The organism is Klebsiella sp. JN_Kp122, assembly GCF_040062085.1.
In the GTDB taxonomy this organism is placed as follows: Bacteria; Pseudomonadota; Gammaproteobacteria; order Enterobacterales; family Enterobacteriaceae; genus Klebsiella; species Klebsiella aerogenes.
The window spans coordinates 150,054-168,564 of the sequence record NZ_JBEAHW010000018.1; the positions used below are offsets into that span (position 1 = coordinate 150,054).

General features: G+C 58.1%; 17 protein-coding genes. 10 read left to right on the plus strand and 7 right to left on the minus strand.

Translation table 11 applies throughout. From position 1 onward, the window contains the following. Positions 1-23 precede the first annotated feature (23 nt). From astD to ABLU78_RS07120, 3 genes are read right to left on the minus strand one after another with little or no spacing between them, the layout of a single operon-like run. A complete protein-coding gene (astD, locus tag ABLU78_RS07110) occupies positions 24-1,499 on the minus strand; it encodes a succinylglutamate-semialdehyde dehydrogenase (protein ID WP_048228879.1) in 1,476 nt (491 codons plus the stop codon). Continuing rightward, positions 1,496-2,530, minus strand: coding sequence for an arginine N-succinyltransferase (gene astA, locus ABLU78_RS07115; RefSeq protein ID WP_015366175.1), 1,035 nt, complete (start codon positions 2,528-2,530; stop codon positions 1,496-1,498). Before astA ends, astD begins: the two co-directional genes overlap by 4 nt. Continuing rightward, the gene (locus ABLU78_RS07120) at positions 2,527-3,747 is read right to left on the minus strand and encodes an aspartate aminotransferase family protein (protein ID WP_015705769.1); all 1,221 of its coding nucleotides are present in this window, start codon (positions 3,745-3,747) and stop codon (positions 2,527-2,529) included. Before ABLU78_RS07120 ends, astA begins: the two co-directional genes overlap by 4 nt. A 446-nt stretch (positions 3,748-4,193) precedes the next feature. Here ABLU78_RS07120 and xthA point away from each other — a divergent pair, with 446 nt between their 5' ends. The 8 genes from xthA (at position 4,194) to ABLU78_RS07160 (ending at position 11,836) form a co-directional block, all read left to right on the plus strand. After that, entirely contained in the window at positions 4,194-5,000 is an 807-nt protein-coding gene (gene xthA, locus ABLU78_RS07125) for an exodeoxyribonuclease III (RefSeq protein ID WP_015366172.1), read from the plus strand. 199 nt (positions 5,001-5,199) lie between these two features. Beyond that, a complete protein-coding gene (locus ABLU78_RS07130; protein WP_045360465.1) occupies positions 5,200-5,859 on the plus strand; it encodes a TVP38/TMEM64 family protein in 660 nt (219 codons plus the stop codon). After that, positions 5,852-6,556 (plus strand): TVP38/TMEM64 family protein, encoded by a 705-nt coding sequence (locus ABLU78_RS07135; RefSeq protein WP_015366169.1) that lies wholly within the window; start codon positions 5,852-5,854, stop codon positions 6,554-6,556. Before ABLU78_RS07130 ends, ABLU78_RS07135 begins: the two co-directional genes overlap by 8 nt. Beyond that, entirely contained in the window at positions 6,553-7,116 is a 564-nt protein-coding gene (locus tag ABLU78_RS07140; protein ID WP_045387686.1) for a carboxymuconolactone decarboxylase family protein, read from the plus strand. The genes ABLU78_RS07135 and ABLU78_RS07140 overlap by 4 nt, the downstream gene beginning before the upstream one ends. A 9-nt stretch (positions 7,117-7,125) precedes the next feature. After that, positions 7,126-8,304, plus strand: a complete 1,179-nt coding sequence (locus ABLU78_RS07145; RefSeq protein ID WP_048228881.1) for an ABC transporter substrate-binding protein — start codon at positions 7,126-7,128, stop codon at positions 8,302-8,304. After that, complete coding sequence (locus tag ABLU78_RS07150) at positions 8,277-9,809, plus strand: thiamine ABC transporter permease (RefSeq protein ID WP_048228883.1); 1,533 nt, start codon at positions 8,277-8,279, stop codon at positions 9,807-9,809. The genes ABLU78_RS07145 and ABLU78_RS07150 overlap by 28 nt, the downstream gene beginning before the upstream one ends. Then, complete coding sequence (locus tag ABLU78_RS07155; protein ID WP_045387695.1) at positions 9,809-10,453, plus strand: ATP-binding cassette domain-containing protein; 645 nt, start codon at positions 9,809-9,811, stop codon at positions 10,451-10,453. Before ABLU78_RS07150 ends, ABLU78_RS07155 begins: the two co-directional genes overlap by 1 nt. 75 nt (positions 10,454-10,528) lie before the next feature. After that, positions 10,529-11,836: a sulfurtransferase gene (locus tag ABLU78_RS07160; RefSeq protein ID WP_048228884.1), complete on the plus strand. Its 1,308-nt coding sequence runs from the start codon at positions 10,529-10,531 to the stop codon at positions 11,834-11,836. A gap of 5 nt (positions 11,837-11,841) precedes the next feature. Here the strand turns inward: ABLU78_RS07160 and ABLU78_RS07165 are convergent, their stop codons facing one another. Next, the gene (locus tag ABLU78_RS07165; protein WP_015705775.1) at positions 11,842-12,474 is read right to left on the minus strand and encodes a CDP-alcohol phosphatidyltransferase family protein; all 633 of its coding nucleotides are present in this window, start codon (positions 12,472-12,474) and stop codon (positions 11,842-11,844) included. 100 nt (positions 12,475-12,574) lie between these two features. Here ABLU78_RS07165 and ABLU78_RS07170 point away from each other — a divergent pair, with 100 nt between their 5' ends. Beyond that, complete coding sequence (locus ABLU78_RS07170; protein WP_015366162.1) at positions 12,575-12,973, plus strand: pyrimidine (deoxy)nucleoside triphosphate diphosphatase; 399 nt, start codon at positions 12,575-12,577, stop codon at positions 12,971-12,973. 190 nt (positions 12,974-13,163) lie between these two features. After that, complete coding sequence (gene gdhA, locus ABLU78_RS07175) at positions 13,164-14,507, plus strand: NADP-specific glutamate dehydrogenase (protein WP_015705776.1); 1,344 nt, start codon at positions 13,164-13,166, stop codon at positions 14,505-14,507. 43 nt (positions 14,508-14,550) lie between these two features. On the opposite strand, the gene ABLU78_RS07180 is transcribed toward gdhA, so the two are convergent. The 3 genes from ABLU78_RS07180 to ABLU78_RS07190 form a co-directional block, all read right to left on the minus strand. Beyond that, positions 14,551-15,528, minus strand: coding sequence for an NAD(P)H-quinone oxidoreductase (locus ABLU78_RS07180; protein WP_048228886.1), 978 nt, complete (start codon positions 15,526-15,528; stop codon positions 14,551-14,553). Between the two features lie 24 nt (positions 15,529-15,552). After that, positions 15,553-16,404 carry a glyoxalase III HchA gene (gene hchA, locus ABLU78_RS07185; RefSeq protein WP_015366159.1) on the minus strand — a complete coding sequence of 284 codons (852 nt, stop codon included), beginning with the start codon at positions 16,402-16,404 and terminating at the stop codon, positions 15,553-15,555. Positions 16,405-16,557: 153 nt separating this feature from the next. Beyond that, positions 16,558-18,507, minus strand: coding sequence for a DNA topoisomerase III (locus ABLU78_RS07190; RefSeq protein ID WP_045411298.1), 1,950 nt, complete (start codon positions 18,505-18,507; stop codon positions 16,558-16,560). Positions 18,508-18,511 lie beyond the last annotated feature (4 nt).

Consider the following 18,511-nt stretch of genomic DNA (forward strand, 5'->3'; position numbering starts at 1 on the left):
AATCCCGGCCCCGCGAACTTTCATCAACTTGCCTGCGATGAAAAATCCAGACCCGGACTGAGCGTCTCCGGTAGCGCCAGTTCGGCAGATTCCAGGCTGGCCATCGGCCAGGCGCAATAATCGGCGGCGTACCAGGCGCCTGGACGATGATTTCCCGAGGCGCCGGTTCCGCCAAACGGCGCGGTACTGGCGGCGCCGGTCAGCGGCTTGTTCCAGTTGACTATCCCGGCGCGGGCTTCCAGCAACAGGCGCTCGAACTTATCGCGCTCGGCGGAAATCAATCCGCAGGAGAGACCAAAACGGGTGGCGTTAGCCATCGCGATCGCTTGCGCGAAATCGTCATAGCGCCACACGCACAACAGCGGGCCAAAGACTTCTTCATCCGCCACCTGCTGCACGTTGCTCATGTCGATGATCCCCGGCGTCAGCAGCGAAGTGCCGTCGCGCAACAGACGCGGCTCCAGTAACGTCTGTCCGCCGCTCGCCACGTGCCCAAGCCAGGCCTGATGCACCTTTTGCGCGGCCTGCGGCGATACCAGCCCGCCCAGGAACGGCTGCGGCTGCGCATCCCACTCGCCGGGAATAAGACGTTGTGACACCGTCACTAAACGCTGCAAAAACGCATCGCCCGTCGTGCCGCGCTTGACCAATAGGCGGCGCGCGCAGGTACAACGCTGCCCGGCGGTGATAAATGCCGACTGGATAGTCAGGTGAACCGCTGCGTCAATATCCTGCGGCTCGTCAACAATCAGCGGGTTATTGCCGCCCATTTCAAGGGCGAGGATTTTTTGCGGCTGCCCGGCCAGTTGACGATGCAGTTGGAAACCGGTCGCGGAGCTGCCGGTGAACAAGAGACCGTCGATATCCGCCTGCCCGCTCAGCGCCTCGCCGGTCTCCCGGCCGCCCTGCAGTAGATTCACGACTCCAGCGGGTAAGCCCGCCTCAGCCCACAGTTTAACCACCGCTTCGCCACTTTGCGGCGTAAGCTCGCTGGGTTTAAAGACGATGGTATTACCGGCGAGTAGCGCCGGTACGATGTGTCCGTTAGGTAAATGGCCCGGGAAGTTATACGGCCCGAACACCGCCAGTACCCCGTGGGGACGGTGGCGCAGGGTGGCGGCGCCGTCGGCCATCGCCGTCTCGCTCTCGCCGGTGCGGCTATGGTAGGCGCGCACTGAGATTGCCACCTTATTTATCATGGCGGTAATTTCCGTGGCCGCCTCCCAGCGTGGTTTACCGGTCTCAGCGGCAATAATCGCCGTCAGCTGGCTTTTGTTCGCTTCCAGCAGCGCCGCAAACTTCTCGACGATCCCCTGACGCGCGCTAAATGGCAGGCGGGCCCAGGCGGGAAAAGCCTGACGCGCGGCGCTAACCGCCAGCGCGACCTGCCCGGCGTCGGCGTCATTTCCCTGCCACAGCAGCGCCTGGTTGACCGGGTTATATTTACTGCGCTGCGGGCCACGCCCGCTTTGCCATTCGCCGTTAATCCATAAACTCATGATGCTTTCTCCTCCGGGATCAGGCGGACCATCCGTACGCGGTCGCCTGGATGGCATTTCAGCGTATCCAGCTCACGCGCGCTCAGCAGCAACGTTTCGCTATCCGGGTCGGCATGGACCAGGATGGCGCGGAACTGCTGATACTGCTCGTTGGTGACCAGACACTGCGGCCACTCTCCAGGCGCAGGCTGCCCTTCTTCCACCGTCAGCAGGCGGCTTTTGCGTATCGCCCGCACCCGGTCGATTTCGCACTCCAGCGTCGGGCCGCCGTCGAAAATGTCGATGTAGTTGTTAAAACGGAAGCCTTCTTTTTCCAGTACCGCACGCGCAGGCGCCGTTTGCGGATGAACCTGGCCGATGACCGCCCGCGCTTCATCGGAGAGAAAGTCGATATATAACGGATGTTTTGGCATTAGTGCGGCGATAAACGCTTTTTTACCGGTGCCGGAGAGATAGTCGGCGCGGGAAAATTCAATCGCGAAGAAGCGCTTGCCGAGGCTTTCCCAGAACGGCGAATAGCCATGCTCATCAATCACGCCGCGCATCTCGGCAACCACTTTGTCATTAAAGCGGTCGCGGAAACCGGCCATAAACAGCAGTCGCGATTTCGACAACAGGTAGCCGTTACCCTCTTTACGCCATGCCGGATCGAGAAACAGCGTGCAGAGTTCGCTACAGCCGGTGTGATCGTTGCTAAGGAACAGCGTCGGCAGCGCGTGATAAACGTTGAGCTCTTTTGATGCATGTACCTGCGTGCCGACCCGATAGTTGTACCAGGGATCGTTGAGGCCAACGGCGACTTCAATCGCGCAGATCCCAACGACCGCGCCGCTGACGCTATCTTCCAGCACAAAGACATAGCCCTGTTCGCTTTTCGGCAGTTCGCCGCGCCAGGTCCGCTGGGAGCGTTCAATGCGGGCAGCCAACGTGGGTTCGTCCGCCGGCAGCGACGTCAGGCCGCCGCCGGTTTCTCCCGCCAGGGCCATCAGCCCCGGCAAATCGGCTTTTTCAACCGGTCGGATCACCATCATGATGAAACTCCCGCAAGGAAGTGACGGCAGGCCAGCTCAAAGCGATCGAGACCGGTGTTCACCTCTTCCTCGCTCACGTTAAGGGCCGGAGCGAAGCGAACGACGTTTGCCCCGGCAATCAGTACCATCAGCCCGTCTTCCGCCGCCTGGGTACTAATGGCTTTAGCTTTCCCGGCATATTCGTCGTTCAGTACACAGCCAATCAGCAGCCCCAGTCCGCGAATTTCCTTGAACAGGCCGTATTTGGCGTTAATCGCGCTCAGGCGTTCGCTAAACCACTGGTGACGCTGTTTAACGCCGTTCAAAAGCGTCGGGGTATTGACGATAGACAGTAACTCCCCGGCAACAGCGGTGGCGAGTGGGTTACCACCGTAGGTCGTGCCATGGGTGCCGACGGTCATCACGCTGGCGCATTTTTCCGTCGCCAACAGCGCGCCGATCGGGAAGCCGCCGCCCAGCGCTTTCGCCGTCGACAGGACATCCGGCGTCACCCCGTAGTGCATATAGGCATACAATTCGCCGGTACGACCGACGCCAGTTTGAACCTCATCAAAAATCAGTAGCGCGTTGTGCTGATCGCACAGTTCACGCAGGCCGCGCAAAAATTCCGCTTTCGCCGGCACCACGCCGCCCTCGCCCTGCATCGGCTCGACGATCACCGCGCAGGTGTCGTCATTAATCAGCGCCCGCGCCGAGTCGAGGTCGTTATAGGTAGCATGTTGGATCTGCGGCGGCAGCGGCGCAAAATCCTGCGAATAGGAAGGTTGGCCACCTGCAGATACGGTGAACAACGTGCGTCCGTGGAAGGCGTTTTTGAACGCGACAATGCCGCTTTTGTGGCTGCCGTAATGATCGTGGGCGTATTTACGCGCCAGTTTCAGCGCCGCTTCGTTGGCTTCGGCGCCGGAGTTACAAAAGAAAACGCGGTCGGCAAAAGTGGCGTCGATAAGCTTTTTGGCAAGGCGCAGCGCCGGTTCGTTGGTATAGCCGTTACCGGTATGCCAGAATTTTCCCGCCTGCTCGGTCAGCGCTTTTACTAGCTGTGGATTAGCGTGTCCCAGCGCATTCACCGCGATACCGCCGGCAAAATCGATATACTCTTTCCCCTGCTGATCCCACAACCGTGAACCTTCGCCGCGTACCGGAATAAAAGCCGCCGGCGCATATACCGGCATCATCCATTGATCAAAATTGCTACGCGTAATTGACTGAGACATATCGACCTCTTCCGGTAAATTAAAAGTAAGCACAATGTTAAAATTTATGAGTTATTACGCTGTAAATGTAGATTGCACGCATCGTGCCAGCCAGAGGCAAAAATGCATAAATTGAGCTCAATCACGCGATATCAATGAGTTACAGATACTAACTACTCAATAAAAATGCATAATTAGTGAATAATCATCAAATAAACGGCGCTGGATAGAGGAAAACGACGAGAAGTTATGCAGCGATAAGATATAATTCTGTAATTGTGATCCTCTACGAAATTTATCGTAGATATCTGCGCTTTTTTGGCGCGACATGCGCCAAAACGGTGCATAATTTGTGCGATTCGCTCGCCAACCGCAGTAATCGGTAGAATTAACCACCTGTCGGCAGCCACCATGATGAAATTCTGCTAACATCCTTGCACTATTCACCTTGCACAGTGGCAGCGACTATGAAATTCATCTCTTTTAATATCAACGGCCTGCGTGCCCGCCCCCATCAACTGGCCGCCATCGTCGATAAACATCAGCCCGATGTTATCGGCCTCCAGGAAACCAAAGTACACGACGATATGTTTCCTCTCGAAGAGGTGGCAAAGCTGGGTTACAACGTCTTTTACCATGGGCAAAAAGGCCATTACGGCGTCGCGCTGCTGACCAAAGAGACTCCGATAGCCGTGCGTCGCGGCTTCCCGGGCGACGGCGAAGATGCGCAACGCCGCATCATCATGGCGGAAATTCCCTCGCCGTTTGGTAATGTCACGGTAATTAACGGCTATTTCCCGCAAGGAGAGAGCCGTGACCACGAGACTAAATTTCCGGCGAAAGCGGCGTTTTATCAGAATCTGCAGAACTACCTCGATACCGAGTTGAACAAAGAAAATCCGGTGCTTATCATGGGCGATATGAACATTAGCCCTACCGATCTTGATATCGGCATTGGCGAAGAGAACCGTAAGCGCTGGCTGCGCACCGGTAAATGTTCCTTCCTGCCGGAAGAGCGTGAATGGATGGATCGCCTGCTGGGCTGGGGCCTGGTCGATACCTGGCGTCACGCCAACCCCGATAATCATGACCGCTTTTCATGGTTCGATTACCGCTCTAAAGGTTTTGATGACAACCGCGGTCTGCGTATCGACCTGCTGCTGGCAAGCTCGCCGCTGGCTCAGCGCTGCGTCGAAACCGGCATCGATTACGACATCCGCGGGATGGAAAAGCCTTCCGATCATGCGCCGGTATGGGCAACCTTTAAACCATAACTCTTCTTTGGGGCTCCGGCGCGGAGCCCCGCTATCCTGAGCAAAATCAATAAAGTGAACGGTATACATTGTCGCTCGCGGCAATTTACTATACTGTCGCGCGCACCCGGCGTTTCCTGCCGGACAAAACGAAGACAGGAGACCCTCATGCAAAAGAAGCCGTTACCCGACACGCTATAAACTGCTGTTTGCCGTACTCCTGTTTGCCCTACTGGCATGGCTTGTTCAGCACGCCGGGCTGACGAGACTGTTCAGCCACCTTCACGATCTTCAATTGCTTATTCTGCACAGCGGTAGCGCAGGTTATGCGCTTTATATCCTGCTGTTTATCATCGCCACCTTGTGTCTGATGCCAGGCAGCGCGTTAGTCATCGTCGGCGGTATGATATTCGGCCCCTGGTTGGGCACGCTACTCTCGCTTATCGCCGCGACTGTCGCCTCATCGCTGTCGTTCCTGCTGGCCCGCTGGCTGGGTCGCGAAGCGCTACAGCGCTATTGCGGTCACCACGCCGTTTTTCAGGCGTTCGAGCGCGGTATTGCCCACAGCGGCTGCGATTTTCTGATTTTCACCAGGCTGGTGCCGCTGTTCCCTTATAATCTGCAGAATTATGCTTATGGGCTGACGGCGATCCCCTTCTGGTCCTTTACGTTTATCTCCACCATCGCCACCCTACCGGGATTGTTTATTTATACTTTTATGGCTAGCGAACTGGCCCGCGATGGCATCACCCTGGCTTTTATTGGCAAACTCAGCATTGCCGGCCTGATGCTCTTTGTATTAACTCAGGCCGCCAGACGTTATGGCCGCTATAAACGCATTAGTGTCGCAACATCCGCGGTAAGCGATAAAAATGGATAACAGAAAACGGCTGTGGCTCTTACGCGGCGCTATCATCCTGCTGGCACTGGCAGCGCTCGTCGGCTGGTGGTTAATACCGGGCGTACGCTCCTTTGTGCAACATAGCTTCAGCGCGTTTGCCACCCTCGATCAGCAAGCGCTGGAGCGTTTTATTCACGCTTATGGTCCGCTGGCAGCCCTGGTCTCTTTCGGGCTGATGATCCTGCAGGCGATTGTCGCGCCGCTGCCGGCATTTTTAATTACCTTTGCCAACGCTTCGCTGTTCGGCGCACTGTGGGGCGGTGTATTGTCATGGGTCAGCGCGATGGCTGGCGCGGCGTTGTGCTTTTTTATTGCCCGCGTACTGGGCCGTGAAGTGGTAGAAAAACTAACCGGCAAGGCGGTATTACAGAGCGTAGATGGTTTTTTTAGGCGCTACGGCAAGCACACCATCCTGGTTTGCCGCCTGCTGCCCTTCGTCCCTTTCGATCCGGTGAGTTACGCCGCTGGGCTAACCTCAATCCGCTTTCGCCATTTTATGTTTGCCACCGGCGTCGGCCAATTACCGGCGACTATCGTCTACTCGTGGGCCGGAAGCCTGCTGACGGGGGGGCTGTTCTGGCTGCTCAGCGGTTTATCTATTTTGTTCGCTTTAGCTATCGTAGTCGCGATAGTCAAAGCGCAATACGTTGCGCATCACAACAGGAAATCGCCATGAATCTACCGCCGTTAACGTCGATTCCATTGATCCTGCGCCCGCAGGCGTGGCTACACCGTCGCCATTATGGCGCGGTGCTCAGCCCTATCCGCTGGTGGGGGCGCATCCCGCTGGCGTTTTATCTGGTCTCCATGTTTGTCGGATATCTGGAACGCCGACGCTCGCCGCTCGATCCGCTGCTACGCTCGTTGGTGAGCGCCCGTATCGCCCAGCTGTGTCACTGTGAATTTTGCATTGATATCACCAGCATGAAACTGACGCAGCGCGCAGGCGGCAGCGAAAAACTATTGGCGGTTAACGACTGGCGCAATAGCGGATTATTCAGCGATAGCGAACGGTTGGCGCTGGAATATGCCGAAGCGGCGAGCATGACGCCGCCCGCCGTCGATGATGCGCTGCGCGCCCGGCTGGCGCAGCAGTTCGATGCTCAGGCGTTAACCGAACTAACCGCGCTGATCGGCCTGCAAAATTTATCCGCACGCTTTAATTCTGCGCTGGCGATCCCGGCGCAAGGCCTGTGCCAAATCCCGAAGCCCGATGTTTCCGACATTCATCCCTAAGGAGTCAATATGCGCAGTCTGCGTTATTGTTTAATTTGGCTTGCCGCACTGCTGCTGGCCCCGACTCTCGCCAACGCCGACGAGAACTGGCAGAGCATCAGCCAGCAGGCGCGCGGCCAGACGGTGTGGTTCAACGCCTGGGGCGGCGACCCGGCGGTTAACCGCTACCTCGACTGGGTCAGCGCCGAGGTGAAACGGGATTACGCCGTCGATCTGCGTATTGTACATATCGCCGATGCCGCCGATGCAGTTAAGCGTATTCAGACCGAGGCGCGTGCCGGGCGTTCCCGCGGCGGTTCAATCGATTTATTGTGGGTTAATGGCGAGAATTTTCGCACATTGAAGCAGGCGAATTTACTGCGCAGCGACTGGGCCGAGAAGTTGCCTAACTGGCGCTACGTCGATACGCGAAAACCGGTTCGGGAAGATTTCTCCATCGCCACCGACGGCGCGGAATCCCCGTGGGGCAGCGCGCAGCTGACTTTTATCGCCCGCCGATCGCAGCTGGCTCAACCACCGAGCAGCGCACAGGCGCTACTGGCTTTCGCCACAGCGCATCCAGGCAGCGTCACCTATCCGCGGCCGCCGGATTTTACCGGCACCGCTTTCCTTGAGCAGTTGCTGGTTGCGTTGACCGATCGGCCGGAGGCCCTGCGCCAGCCGCCGCAGGAGACAAGTTTCGCCGAGGTGACCGCGCCGCTTTGGGACTATCTCGACAGGCTACACCCGCTGCTCTGGCGCCAGGGCCGCGATTTTCCGCTGTCGCCGGCGCGGATGGACGCGATGATGGCGCAAGGCACGCTACAACTATCGCTGACCTTCAATCCGCTGCATGCGCAGCAAAAAGCCGCCAGCGGCGAACTTCCGCCAGACAGTTATAGCTTCGGTTTTAAACAAGGGATGCTCGGCAACGTGCATTTTGTCGCCATCCCCGCCAACGCCCGCGCGACGGCGGGCGCACAGGTGGTGGCTAACTTCCTGCTGTCGCCGCAGGCTCAGCTACGCAAAGCCGATCCGCAGATCTGGGGCGATCCCAGCGTACTCGATCCCGAAAAACTCAACGACGCTCAGCGCGCCGCATTTTACGCCGTGCAGCCGAAAGCGACGCCGCCAATGCTGGCTGAACCGCACGCCGCCTGGGTTGACGCGCTGGAGCAGGAATGGTTGCGCCGCTACGGTACCCACTAATTGCGCTGACATGGGGAGCGATAGCGCTTATCTACCTCCCCCTGCTTCCCGCCGCCGCGCTGATGGCGATACCTGCCGTCGACGCCGCGGCCTGGCGGGCGCTATTTAGCGATCCGCAGTTGCCGCAGGCGCTGGCGGCGACGCTAGTCTCTACGCTGTTGGCGGTGGGCGGCGCGCTGTTCATCACCCTGATGGTGATTGGCGCATTATGGCCAGCTACTGGCTGGCAGCGCCTGGCGAGAAGATTACCGCTGCTGCTGGCGGTACCCCATGTCGCCTTCGCCACCGCCGCCTTGCTGCTATTTGCCGAAGGCGGCTGGCTGTATCGTCTGTTTCCCGCGTTGAGCCCACCGGTCGATCGCTACGGTATCGGGCTGGGCCTGACAATGGCGGTTAAAGAGAGCGCTTTTTTACTGTGGGTGGCGTATGGCGTACTGGGTGAAAAACAGCTGGCGGCCCAAAGCGTAGTGATGAAAACCCTCGGCTACAACCGCTGGCAATGTCTGCAGTGGATTATTGTGCCGACACTGCTGCCATCGATGAGCCTTGTTCTGCTGGCCACCGTCGCCTGGAGTTTGTCGGCGGTGGATGTCGCTTTGGTGATCGGTCCGGGAAATCCGCCAACGCTGGCGGTCCTGGCGTGGCAGTGGCTTAATCAGGGCGATCCGCTGCAACAGGCGAAAGGCGCGCTGGCCAGCCTGCTGCTGCTGGCGTTCACGTTAATCTTCGCGGCCATCGCATCGGTAGGCTGGCGCCGTTGGCGGCAAACTATTCCCGCACTATGCGGCAAGCGCGCCGCCCCTGCCAACGCAACGACTGGACATATCCTGGCACAGGCGGTACCCGCCTGCGGTCTGGTTTGCGCGTTGTTGTTGGCTGGCATTTCACAATGGACGCAGCCAACGGCTGAGGCGATCGGCAACAGCCTCTGGCTGGCGTTAGGCGCGGCGATACTGGGGGCCGCGCTGTGCCTGCTGTGGCTGGAGTTCGGTCCCGCCAGATATAACGGACTCTGGCTGCCATTAATCATCCCGACGCTGCCGCTAGCCGATGGTCAATATCAATTAGCGCTCGTGGGCTGGTTCGACGGTCAATTGATGACGGTATTATGGGGGCATCTGTTATGGGTCGTGCCATGGATGATGTTTATCCTCTCCCCGGCGTGGCGCAATCTTGATCCACGGTTGCTCTTGATTGCCCGTACGCTTGGCTGGCGGCGCGGACGCCTATTCTGGTGGGTCAAACTGCCGTCAATGGCGCGACCGCTGCTTACCGCGCAGGCGGTCGGGTTTTCGGTGAGTATCGCGCAATATCTGCCGACCGTGTGGCTCGGCGGCGGACGGACGCCGACGTTGACCAGCGAAGCGGTCGCGCTGAGCAGCGGCGGCGACAGTACGCGGCTTGCCGCACAAGCGCTGTGGCAATTGCTGCTACCGGCGATCTGTTTTATGGTTACTACGCTGATAGCCTGGTGTATAGGCCGTCGCCGCCGGGGATTACGCTAATGCTAACCGTTCACAACCTGACATTAACCCTCCACCGCCAACCGCTGTTGTGTGGGGTAAATTTTTCTGTCGCCCCCGGCGAAGTATTGACCTTGATGGGCCCTTCCGGCTGCGGTAAATCAACCCTTTTCGCCTGGATGATCGGGGCGCTTGCCGACACCTTTCGCGCCGAAGGTGAATTATGGCTCAACAAACGCCGCTGCGACGGGCTCGCCACTGAAGCGCGACGCATTGGCATCCTGTTTCAGGATGCACTACTGTTTGACCACTTCAGCGTGGGGCACAATTTACAGCTCGCCCTGCCCGCTGAGATCCGCGGCGCGGCGCGCCAGAGCGAAGTTGAGCAAGCGCTGACGCGCGCCGGCATGCCGGGCTTCGCCTCGCGCGATCCGGCCACGCTCTCCGGCGGACAGCGCGCGCGCGTCAGCCTGCTGCGCGCCCTGCTGGCAAGGCCGCAAGCGCTGCTGCTGGATGAGCCTTTTAATCGCCTGGATGCAGAACTTCGCGCCGATTTTCGCCAGTGGGTGTTTGCGGAAATTGACCGGCTGGCAATCCCGGCGGTGCTGGTGACTCACGACAGCCAGGATCTCCCACCGGGCGGACGCTGTATTAATATTGCCGCCTGGCAGGCAAATTCCGCCTAACCTGCGTTATCGCAAAGAAATTCCCTTATCAGGAGCAGAGAATGAGCCCTCCTCTTTCTACCGTCGGGCATTTCGATGAAACGTGTTTCTCAATTGACCGCACTCGCCCTGCTCATGGGGCTTGCTGCTTCCTCTACTTTCGCCGCTGATACCATGCCAACGCTGGACTTTTCAACGCTGCAACAGCAGCACGGCGTAGCGATAGATACCCGCCTCAGCGCTTTCTATAACGGTTGGCCGCAAAGCGCCAACGGCCCACAGGGCCATGAACCGCAGGCGCTAAACCTCTCCGCTACCTGGCTTGGCGCAATGAGCGACGAACAACTGCGTGCCTGGGCTACTCAGCACCGGCTGCAGGCCGATACGCCAATAGCGTTATATGGCGGCGCTGACGATAACGCCAGGGTTGCGGCGCGCCTGAAAGAAGCCGGATTCACCAAACTCAGCACGCTTAGCGACGCTTTCAGTCAGGGCGAGCGCCTGCAGAAGCTGCCGCACTTTGAGCAGCTGGTCTATCCGCAGTGGATCCACGATTTACAGCAAGGTAAAACCGTTACCGCCGCCCCGCAGGGCGACTGGAAACTGTTTGAAGTGGCCTGGGGCGCGCCGAAATTTTATCTGCTGAATCACATTCCCGGCGCCGGTTATATCGATACCAATGAAGTGGAAAGCGAGCCGCTGTGGAACAAAGTGTCCGATGAACAGCTAAAAGCGATGCTGGCTAAACACGGTATTCGCCATGACACCACGGTGATTCTGTACGGCCGCGACGTCTACGCCGCCGCGCGCGTCGCGCAGATCATGCTGTATGCCGGGGTGAAAGATGTCCGCCTGCTCGACGGCGGTTGGAAAAGCTGGTCCGACGCGAATCTGCCGGTCGAGCGCGGCATGCCAGCGAAAGAAAAAACGGTGACCGATTTCGGCGCGCCGATCCCCGGTCAGCCGCAGTTAATGCTCAATACCGAACAGGCGCGTGGGTTACTACACCGGCAGGATGCGTCGCTGGTCAGCGTCCGTTCGTGGCCGGAATTTATCGGCACCACCAGCGGCTATAGCTACATCAAGCCGAAGGGCGATATTGCTGGCGCCCGCTGGGGTCATGCCGGCAGCGATTCCACCCATATGGAAGACTTCCATAATCCGGACGGTACCATGCGCAGCGCCGATGATATCGCGGCGATGTGGAAACAGTGGAACATTCTGCCCAACCAGCAGGTCTCGTTTTACTGTGGCACAGGCTGGCGCGCCTCGGAGACCTTCATGTACGCCAGAGCGATGGGCTGGAAAAACGTCTCCGTTTATGACGGCGGCTGGTACGAATGGAGCGGTAATCCGCAAAATCCGGTAGCCACCGGCGAACGCGGCCCGGACAGCAGCAAATAATCCGCCTACTGAGGGAGGTTGTGGCTTTGCACCTCCCTCAGCGTCAGGTAGCCGCTCCAGATACGGGTGAAGGTCGTCAGCCAGCATAACGCGCCGAAACACCACGCCAGCCAGGTGAAGTGCGCCGGAAACAGGCAACACAGCACAAATAGCAGGATTGTCTCCGTTCCTTCAGTCAACCCGCCAAGATAATAAAATGATTTATGCGCATAGCCCGGATTGGCAATTTGATGCTTTGCCGCGAGGGTCGCAAATGCCAGGAAGCTGCTGCCGGTGCCGATAAACGCAAACAGCAGCCAGCCGCCCGCCAGCGCATTTTGCGCCGGGTCGGCAACAATAAAACCGAACGGCACCAGCGCGTAAAACAAAAAATCGAGCGAGATATCCAGAAATCCGCCAGCGTCGCTGAGGCCGCGCCGCCGCGCCAGCGCGCCATCCAGGCCATCCAGCAACCGGTTCAGCACAATGGCCGCCAGCGCGGCGCCGTACCAGCCGAGCGCCAGAAACGGCAGCGCCAGCACGCCGATAGCAAAACCGAAAAGCGTCAGGCCGTCAGGGGAGATCCCCGGACGATCGAGCACGCGGGCGATAGCATTCAGTACGGGCTTCAATCGGGGATGTAGGCGGCTATCAAGCACGGTGACGCTCCATCAGGCTAAAAGGTTGTCGGGACAGGGGAAAGACGGAGATAATACGCCATTATAAGCAAGGCAGGTATTTGAATGATTCAGGACAACTATGCAAAAAATCATTGATGTTGTCGCCGCGATTATCGAACGCGACGGTAAAATCCTGCTGGCGCAGCGCCCGCCGCATGCCGATCAGCCGGGGCTGTGGGAGTTCGCCGGCGGCAAAGTCGAACATGGCGAAAGCCAGCCGCAGGCGTTAGCGCGCGAACTGGAAGAGGAGTTGGCTATCGTTGCGAGGCCAACCCGCTATATCGCCAGCCATCAACGGGAAGTCTCCGGACGTTTGATCCACCTGCATGCCTGGTGGATTGGCGAGTTTAGCGGTGAACCGGTCGCTCATTACCATAGCGAACTGCGCTGGTGTACGCCGTCGCAAGCATTAGAATTTGATCTGGCGCCGGCGGATATTCCTCTGCTGAATGCCTTTATCGCTCAACAGGCAGGTTAGTTTCCCCCCCCATCTTCGGCCTGGGTCATCGTTTTTAGTTATGACCCTTGTCGGATTATAAATTTTTCTCCGCGCTCATTTTTTCCTTGTCAGCCTAACTATTTCCGGTGTTATAGTCGGAAAAACGGCATTTTCAAGGCCGGGTATAAAAAATAACAAGCAACCACAACCGTAAGGGGAAATTACATCTATGGATCAGGCGTGTACTCTGGAAAGTTTTCTCGCCCGCGTTCAACAGCGCGACCCGCATCAAACTGAATTCGCCCAAGCCGTCCGCGAAGTGATGACCACTCTGTGGCCGTTCCTTGAACAAAATCCGCGCTATCGTCAGCTCAATTTGCTGGAACGCCTGGTCGAACCGGAGCGCGTCATCCAGTTCCGCGTCGTCTGGGTAGACGATCGCAATCAGGTGCAGGTTAACCGCGCCTGGCGCGTGCAGTTCAACTCCGCGATTGGCCCATACAAAGGCGGTATGCGCTTCCACCCGTCGGTCAACCTGTCGATCCTTAAGTTCCTGGGCTTCGAACAGACCTTCAAAAACGCCCTCACCACGCTGCCGATGGGCGGCGGTAAAGGCGGCAGCGATTTCGACCCGAAAGGTAAAAGCGACGGCGAAGTGATGCGCTTCTGCCAGGCCTTGATGACGGAACTGTATCGTCACCTCGGCCCGGACACCGACGTTCCGGCGGGCGACATCGGCGTTGGCGGCCGCGAAGTCGGCTTTATGGCCGGCATGATGCGCAAGCTTTCCAACAATAGCGCCTGCGTCTTCACCGGCAAAGGTCTCTCCTTCGGCGGCAGTCTCATCCGCCCGGAGGCTACCGGTTACGGTCTGGTTTACTTTACAGAAGCGATGCTCAAGCGCCACGGCCTGGGCTTCGAAGGGATGCGCGTCGCGGTATCCGGATCCGGCAACGTGGCGCAGTTCGCCATTGAGAAAGCCATGGAATTCGGCGCGCGCGTCATTACCGCTTCCGATTCCAACGGTACGGTGGTAGACGAAGCCGGCTTCACTAAAGAAAAACTGGCCCGTCTGATCGACATTAAAGAGCGCAGCCACGGTCGCGTTGCCGATTACGCGCGCGAATTCGGTCTGACCTACCTCGAAGGCCAGCAGCCGTGGTCAGTGCCGGTAGATATCGCGCTGCCGTGCGCGACCCAGAACGAACTGGATGTCGATGCCGCGCAAATGCTGATCGCCAATGGCGTTAAAGCGGTTGCCGAAGGCGCTAACATGCCCACCACCATTGCCGCCACCGATCTATTCCTCGATGCTGGCGTGCTGTTCGCGCCGGGCAAAGCTGCCAACGCCGGCGGCGTCGCCACATCCGGCCTTGAAATGGCGCAGAACGCCGCGCGTATGGGCTGGAAAGCGGAGAAAGTGGATGCGCGTTTGCATCACATCATGTTGGATATTCACCACGCCTGCGTCGAATACGGCGGTGAAGAGAAGCAGACCAACTACGTCCGCGGCGCCAATATCGCCGGCTTCGTCAAGGTCGCTGACGCCATGCTGGCGCAGGGTGTGATTTAATCTGTGTCTTTATCCCCGACGCCCGGCGTCGGGGATATCAACGCTACTCCATGGTAATCACCACTTTCCCCAGGTGATTACCGCTATCGAGGCAGGTATGCGCCTGCGCGATTTCAGCCATCGGATAGCTGGCGTAAATCAGCGGTTTACATTTACCCTGCGACAGCAGCGGCCAGACATGGTGCTGTAGCGCCTGAGCGATCTGCCTTTTTTCTTCCGCGCTTCGTCCGCGCATCGTTGAACCGGTCACGGTCGCGCGCTTGAGCATCAAGGTTTGAATATCAACATCATGGGCGATTCGCCCGCCCATAAAGCCAATAATCACCAGCCGCCCATCTCGCTTCAGCAGTTCCAGATTACGATTAAAATAGGGGCCACCCACGATATCGAGAATAACGTCGACGCCTTTACCATCGGTCAGCTGATTGATTTTCTCAGCGAAATCATCGGTTTTGTAATTGATAGCCGTGGCATAAGGACGCAACGCCGCCACTTTTTCTTCCTGCCCAACGGTGGTATAGACTTTCATACCTAACTCATGACACAGCAGGATCGCCGTTGTCCCGATGCCGCTGGCCCCGCCGTGAATCAGTACGCTTTCATGAGGTTGCGCCCTGCCCATCTGAAACAGGTTGGCCCACACGGTAAAGAAAGTTTCAGGTATCGCCGCCGCTTCGCTAAAACTCAGCCCAGGCGGTATTGGCAACGTTTGCCCCGCCGGTACCGCGCAATACTCCGCATAGCCTCCGCCGTTGGTCAGAGCGCAAACTTTATCGCCGGGATGAAAATCCGTCACCTGCGATCCTACCGCCGCGACCACCCCTGCGACTTCCAGCCCGGGTATCGGCGTTACCCCTTCCGGCATCGGATAAACGCCCTGCCGCTGTAAGATATCCGGCCGATTGACGCCAGCGGCTTTCACCTGGATCAGGACGTCGTTATCACCAACCGAAGGGATGTCGCCTTCACCAATCTGAAGAACCTCCGGGCCGCCCGGGTGACTAATTGAGATATATTTCACTGCTCCCCCCTCATCAGATTGCTGTTACTTTGCATATTCGTCGAGCAACGCTTTTGCCGCCAGTTGACCGAGCGCATTTGCCGCAAAAGGACTGTCCCCGGTCAGCACTTTACGATCCTGATGCACACGACCTTTAATATCGCTGTTTACGATTTCCAGCCCCATCGCTTTCAGCGCTTCGCCAAAATACCAGGTCAGGTGACCGGGCATATAGCCGATATCCGGCGTTTGTTTATCGGCGGCATCCGGAAACGCGCAAATGGCATAACCGTTTAACGGATTCTCCCCATGACGTAATGCGAGAAACGCCGCCGGGCCGTGACAGAGCGAAATCACAAACCGATCGTGCCTCAGCGCCCAGCGCAGCGTTTCGGCGACGGCTTCGCTCTCCGGCAGGCCGATAAGCGCACCGTGGCCGCCGGGAATAAATACCGCCGCATAGTCGCTATCAGCCCCCAGTTGCCCCACAACATCTGAAAGCGCCAGCGGCTGGCGGAACTGCGGCAGATAACGCTCGAAGAACGGCATAATCTTTTGGTCTTCGCGCGGCATCGCCCAGTATTCGAACTTGACCATTTGCCCGGAGAGCGTCGCAATATCAAAATCGAAACCTGCGGCGTGCAGATGGTACATCGGCAGCAGCGTCTCTACCGGATGATTACCGGTCGAAAAGAGCGTGCCGTTATCGGTAGGCAGGTAACGTTCATCGGCGGCGATAACCAGCACTTTCCGCCGCCCGCGATACCCTGATGCATAATCAGCGCCGCTGAGATCGGACACCGGGCTGGTAAACTGACTAAGGGAGTAGGCTGAAGGGAAAAAAGCATTCTCTTCAGCGTGGTCAACTTGCGGTTGTTTACTGATTTGTTCGCTCATCATCTTTTCCTTTTCATCCCTTCTTTAACATCAATAACCCTATTTTAGAGCAGGGAGGCGGAAATGATATGTGGGAAAACCCTCATCCGGGTTTAGCGCCCTCAGGCGGAAGTGCGTTTTAGCTAAGCCCCTCGTGGCGAGGGGCGAAGAAAATTATTGCGGACTTTCCGGCGCGATGTCCGCCGCCGGCTTTTTCCCTTTCGGCTTGCCTTTCCCTTTATTAAACGCCTTTTTCGCTCCGCCTGGCGCGACCAGCCCGCGGAACTGACGCACCGGCGTGCTCCGCGCCTGATCGATAAGCTGGAACAGCGTCCCCACCAGCGGCTGCATAAAGTCCTGATAGCGGCACTGTTTTTCGCTGATTTGCGTCAATACCGATTCCCAGTGGGCGGTCATATCCGGGCGCGCGGCCATTTCCGGCAGAGAATGGATTAGCGCCCGACCGGCATCCGATGAGTGGATATAGCGCCCCTTTTTATTCAGGAAACCGCGCTTAAACAGCAGCTCAATAATCCCGGCGCGGGTCGCTTCCGTCCCCAGACCGTCGGTTGCGCGGAGGATCTTTTTCAGTTCTTTATCCTGCACAAAGCGGGCAATACCGGTCATCGCCGACAGTAACGTCGCGTCGGTAAAGTGGCGCGGCGGCTGGGTCTGTCGCTCCACCACTTCACCTTTCTCGCACAATAGCTCATCGCCTTTGGCGACCACCGGCAGCGGCGTACCGTCGTTCTCTTCGTCGCGCTCTTTGTTACCAAGCAGCGCGCGCCAGCCCGCTTCGGCGAGGAAGCGCGCCTTGGCGACAAATTTGCCGTTAGCAATATCCAGGTCAATCTGGCACTTGCGGAACACCGCATCCGGGCAGAACTGCATCAGATACTGACGAGCGATCAGGTTGTATACCTTCTCTTCGTTATCGTTGAGTTTGACCTGACTGCTGCGCGCGGTCGGGATAATGGCGTGGTGCGCATCGACCTTTTTATCATCCCAACAGCGGTTGCGGATCTCCGGATCCATCACCGGCTGCGGCAGCAGATCCGGCGCATGGACGCTAATCGCATTCAGTACCGCATGGCGGCCGGCAAAATGTTCCTCCGGCAGGTAGCGGCTATCCGAGCGCGGATAGGTAATCAGTTTGTGGGTCTCATACAGCTTCTGGCAGATATCCAGCACGTTCTGGGCGCTGAAGCCGAAACGTTTGGCCGCTTCGATCTGTAACGCCGACAGTGAAAACGGTAGCGGCGCCGGTTCGGAATCGCGCTTATCGTTATAACCGGTCACGATTGCCGGCTGGCCTTCAATGCGTTTAACGACATGCTCGGCCAGCGGGCGATGCAGTAAACGCCCCTCTTCATCCTGATAGGGTTCGCAGGCTTCGCTCGGCACCCAGGTGGCGATAAACCGCTCGTCTTGCGGCGTGACAATATGCGCTTTGACGTCAAAGAAATCTTTGGCGACGAAGTTCTCGATCTCTTCATCGCGACGCACCACCAGCCCCAACACCGGCGTCTGTACGCGACCAACTGACAACACTCCCTGATAGCCGGCATTACGCCCGAGAATGGTATAGGCGCGGGTCATGTTGATGCCATACAGCCAGTCGGCGCGAGCGCGGGCCAGCGCCGACACGCACAGCGGGACAAACTCGCTATTCGCGCGCAGGCGGTTAATCGCCCGCTCAACCGCCTGTGGGTTGAGGTCGTTAATCAGGCAACGCTGCACCTGCTGGCGCTTTTCCGGCGCCAGCTGCAGGTAGTCCAGCACCTCATCGACCAGCAGTTGCCCTTCTCTATCCGGGTCGCCCGCGTGAACCACTTCCTGCGCCTCGCCAAGCAGGCGCTTGATGACGTTCAGCTGTTTGGTGACCGACGGTTTTGGTTGCAGTTGCCACTTTTCCGGAACGATAGGTAGATCGAGCAGGTTCCAGCGCGCGTAGCGTCCGTCGTAAACATCCGGCTGCGCCTGCTCCAGCAGGTGGCCGATACACCAGGTGACCACCTGCCCGTTGCCGCACTCAATAAAGCCATCGCCTTTGCGATGCGGTTTCGGCAACACATCGGCGATAGCGCGACCGAGACTCGGTTTTTCTGCAATAAACAACCGCATCTAA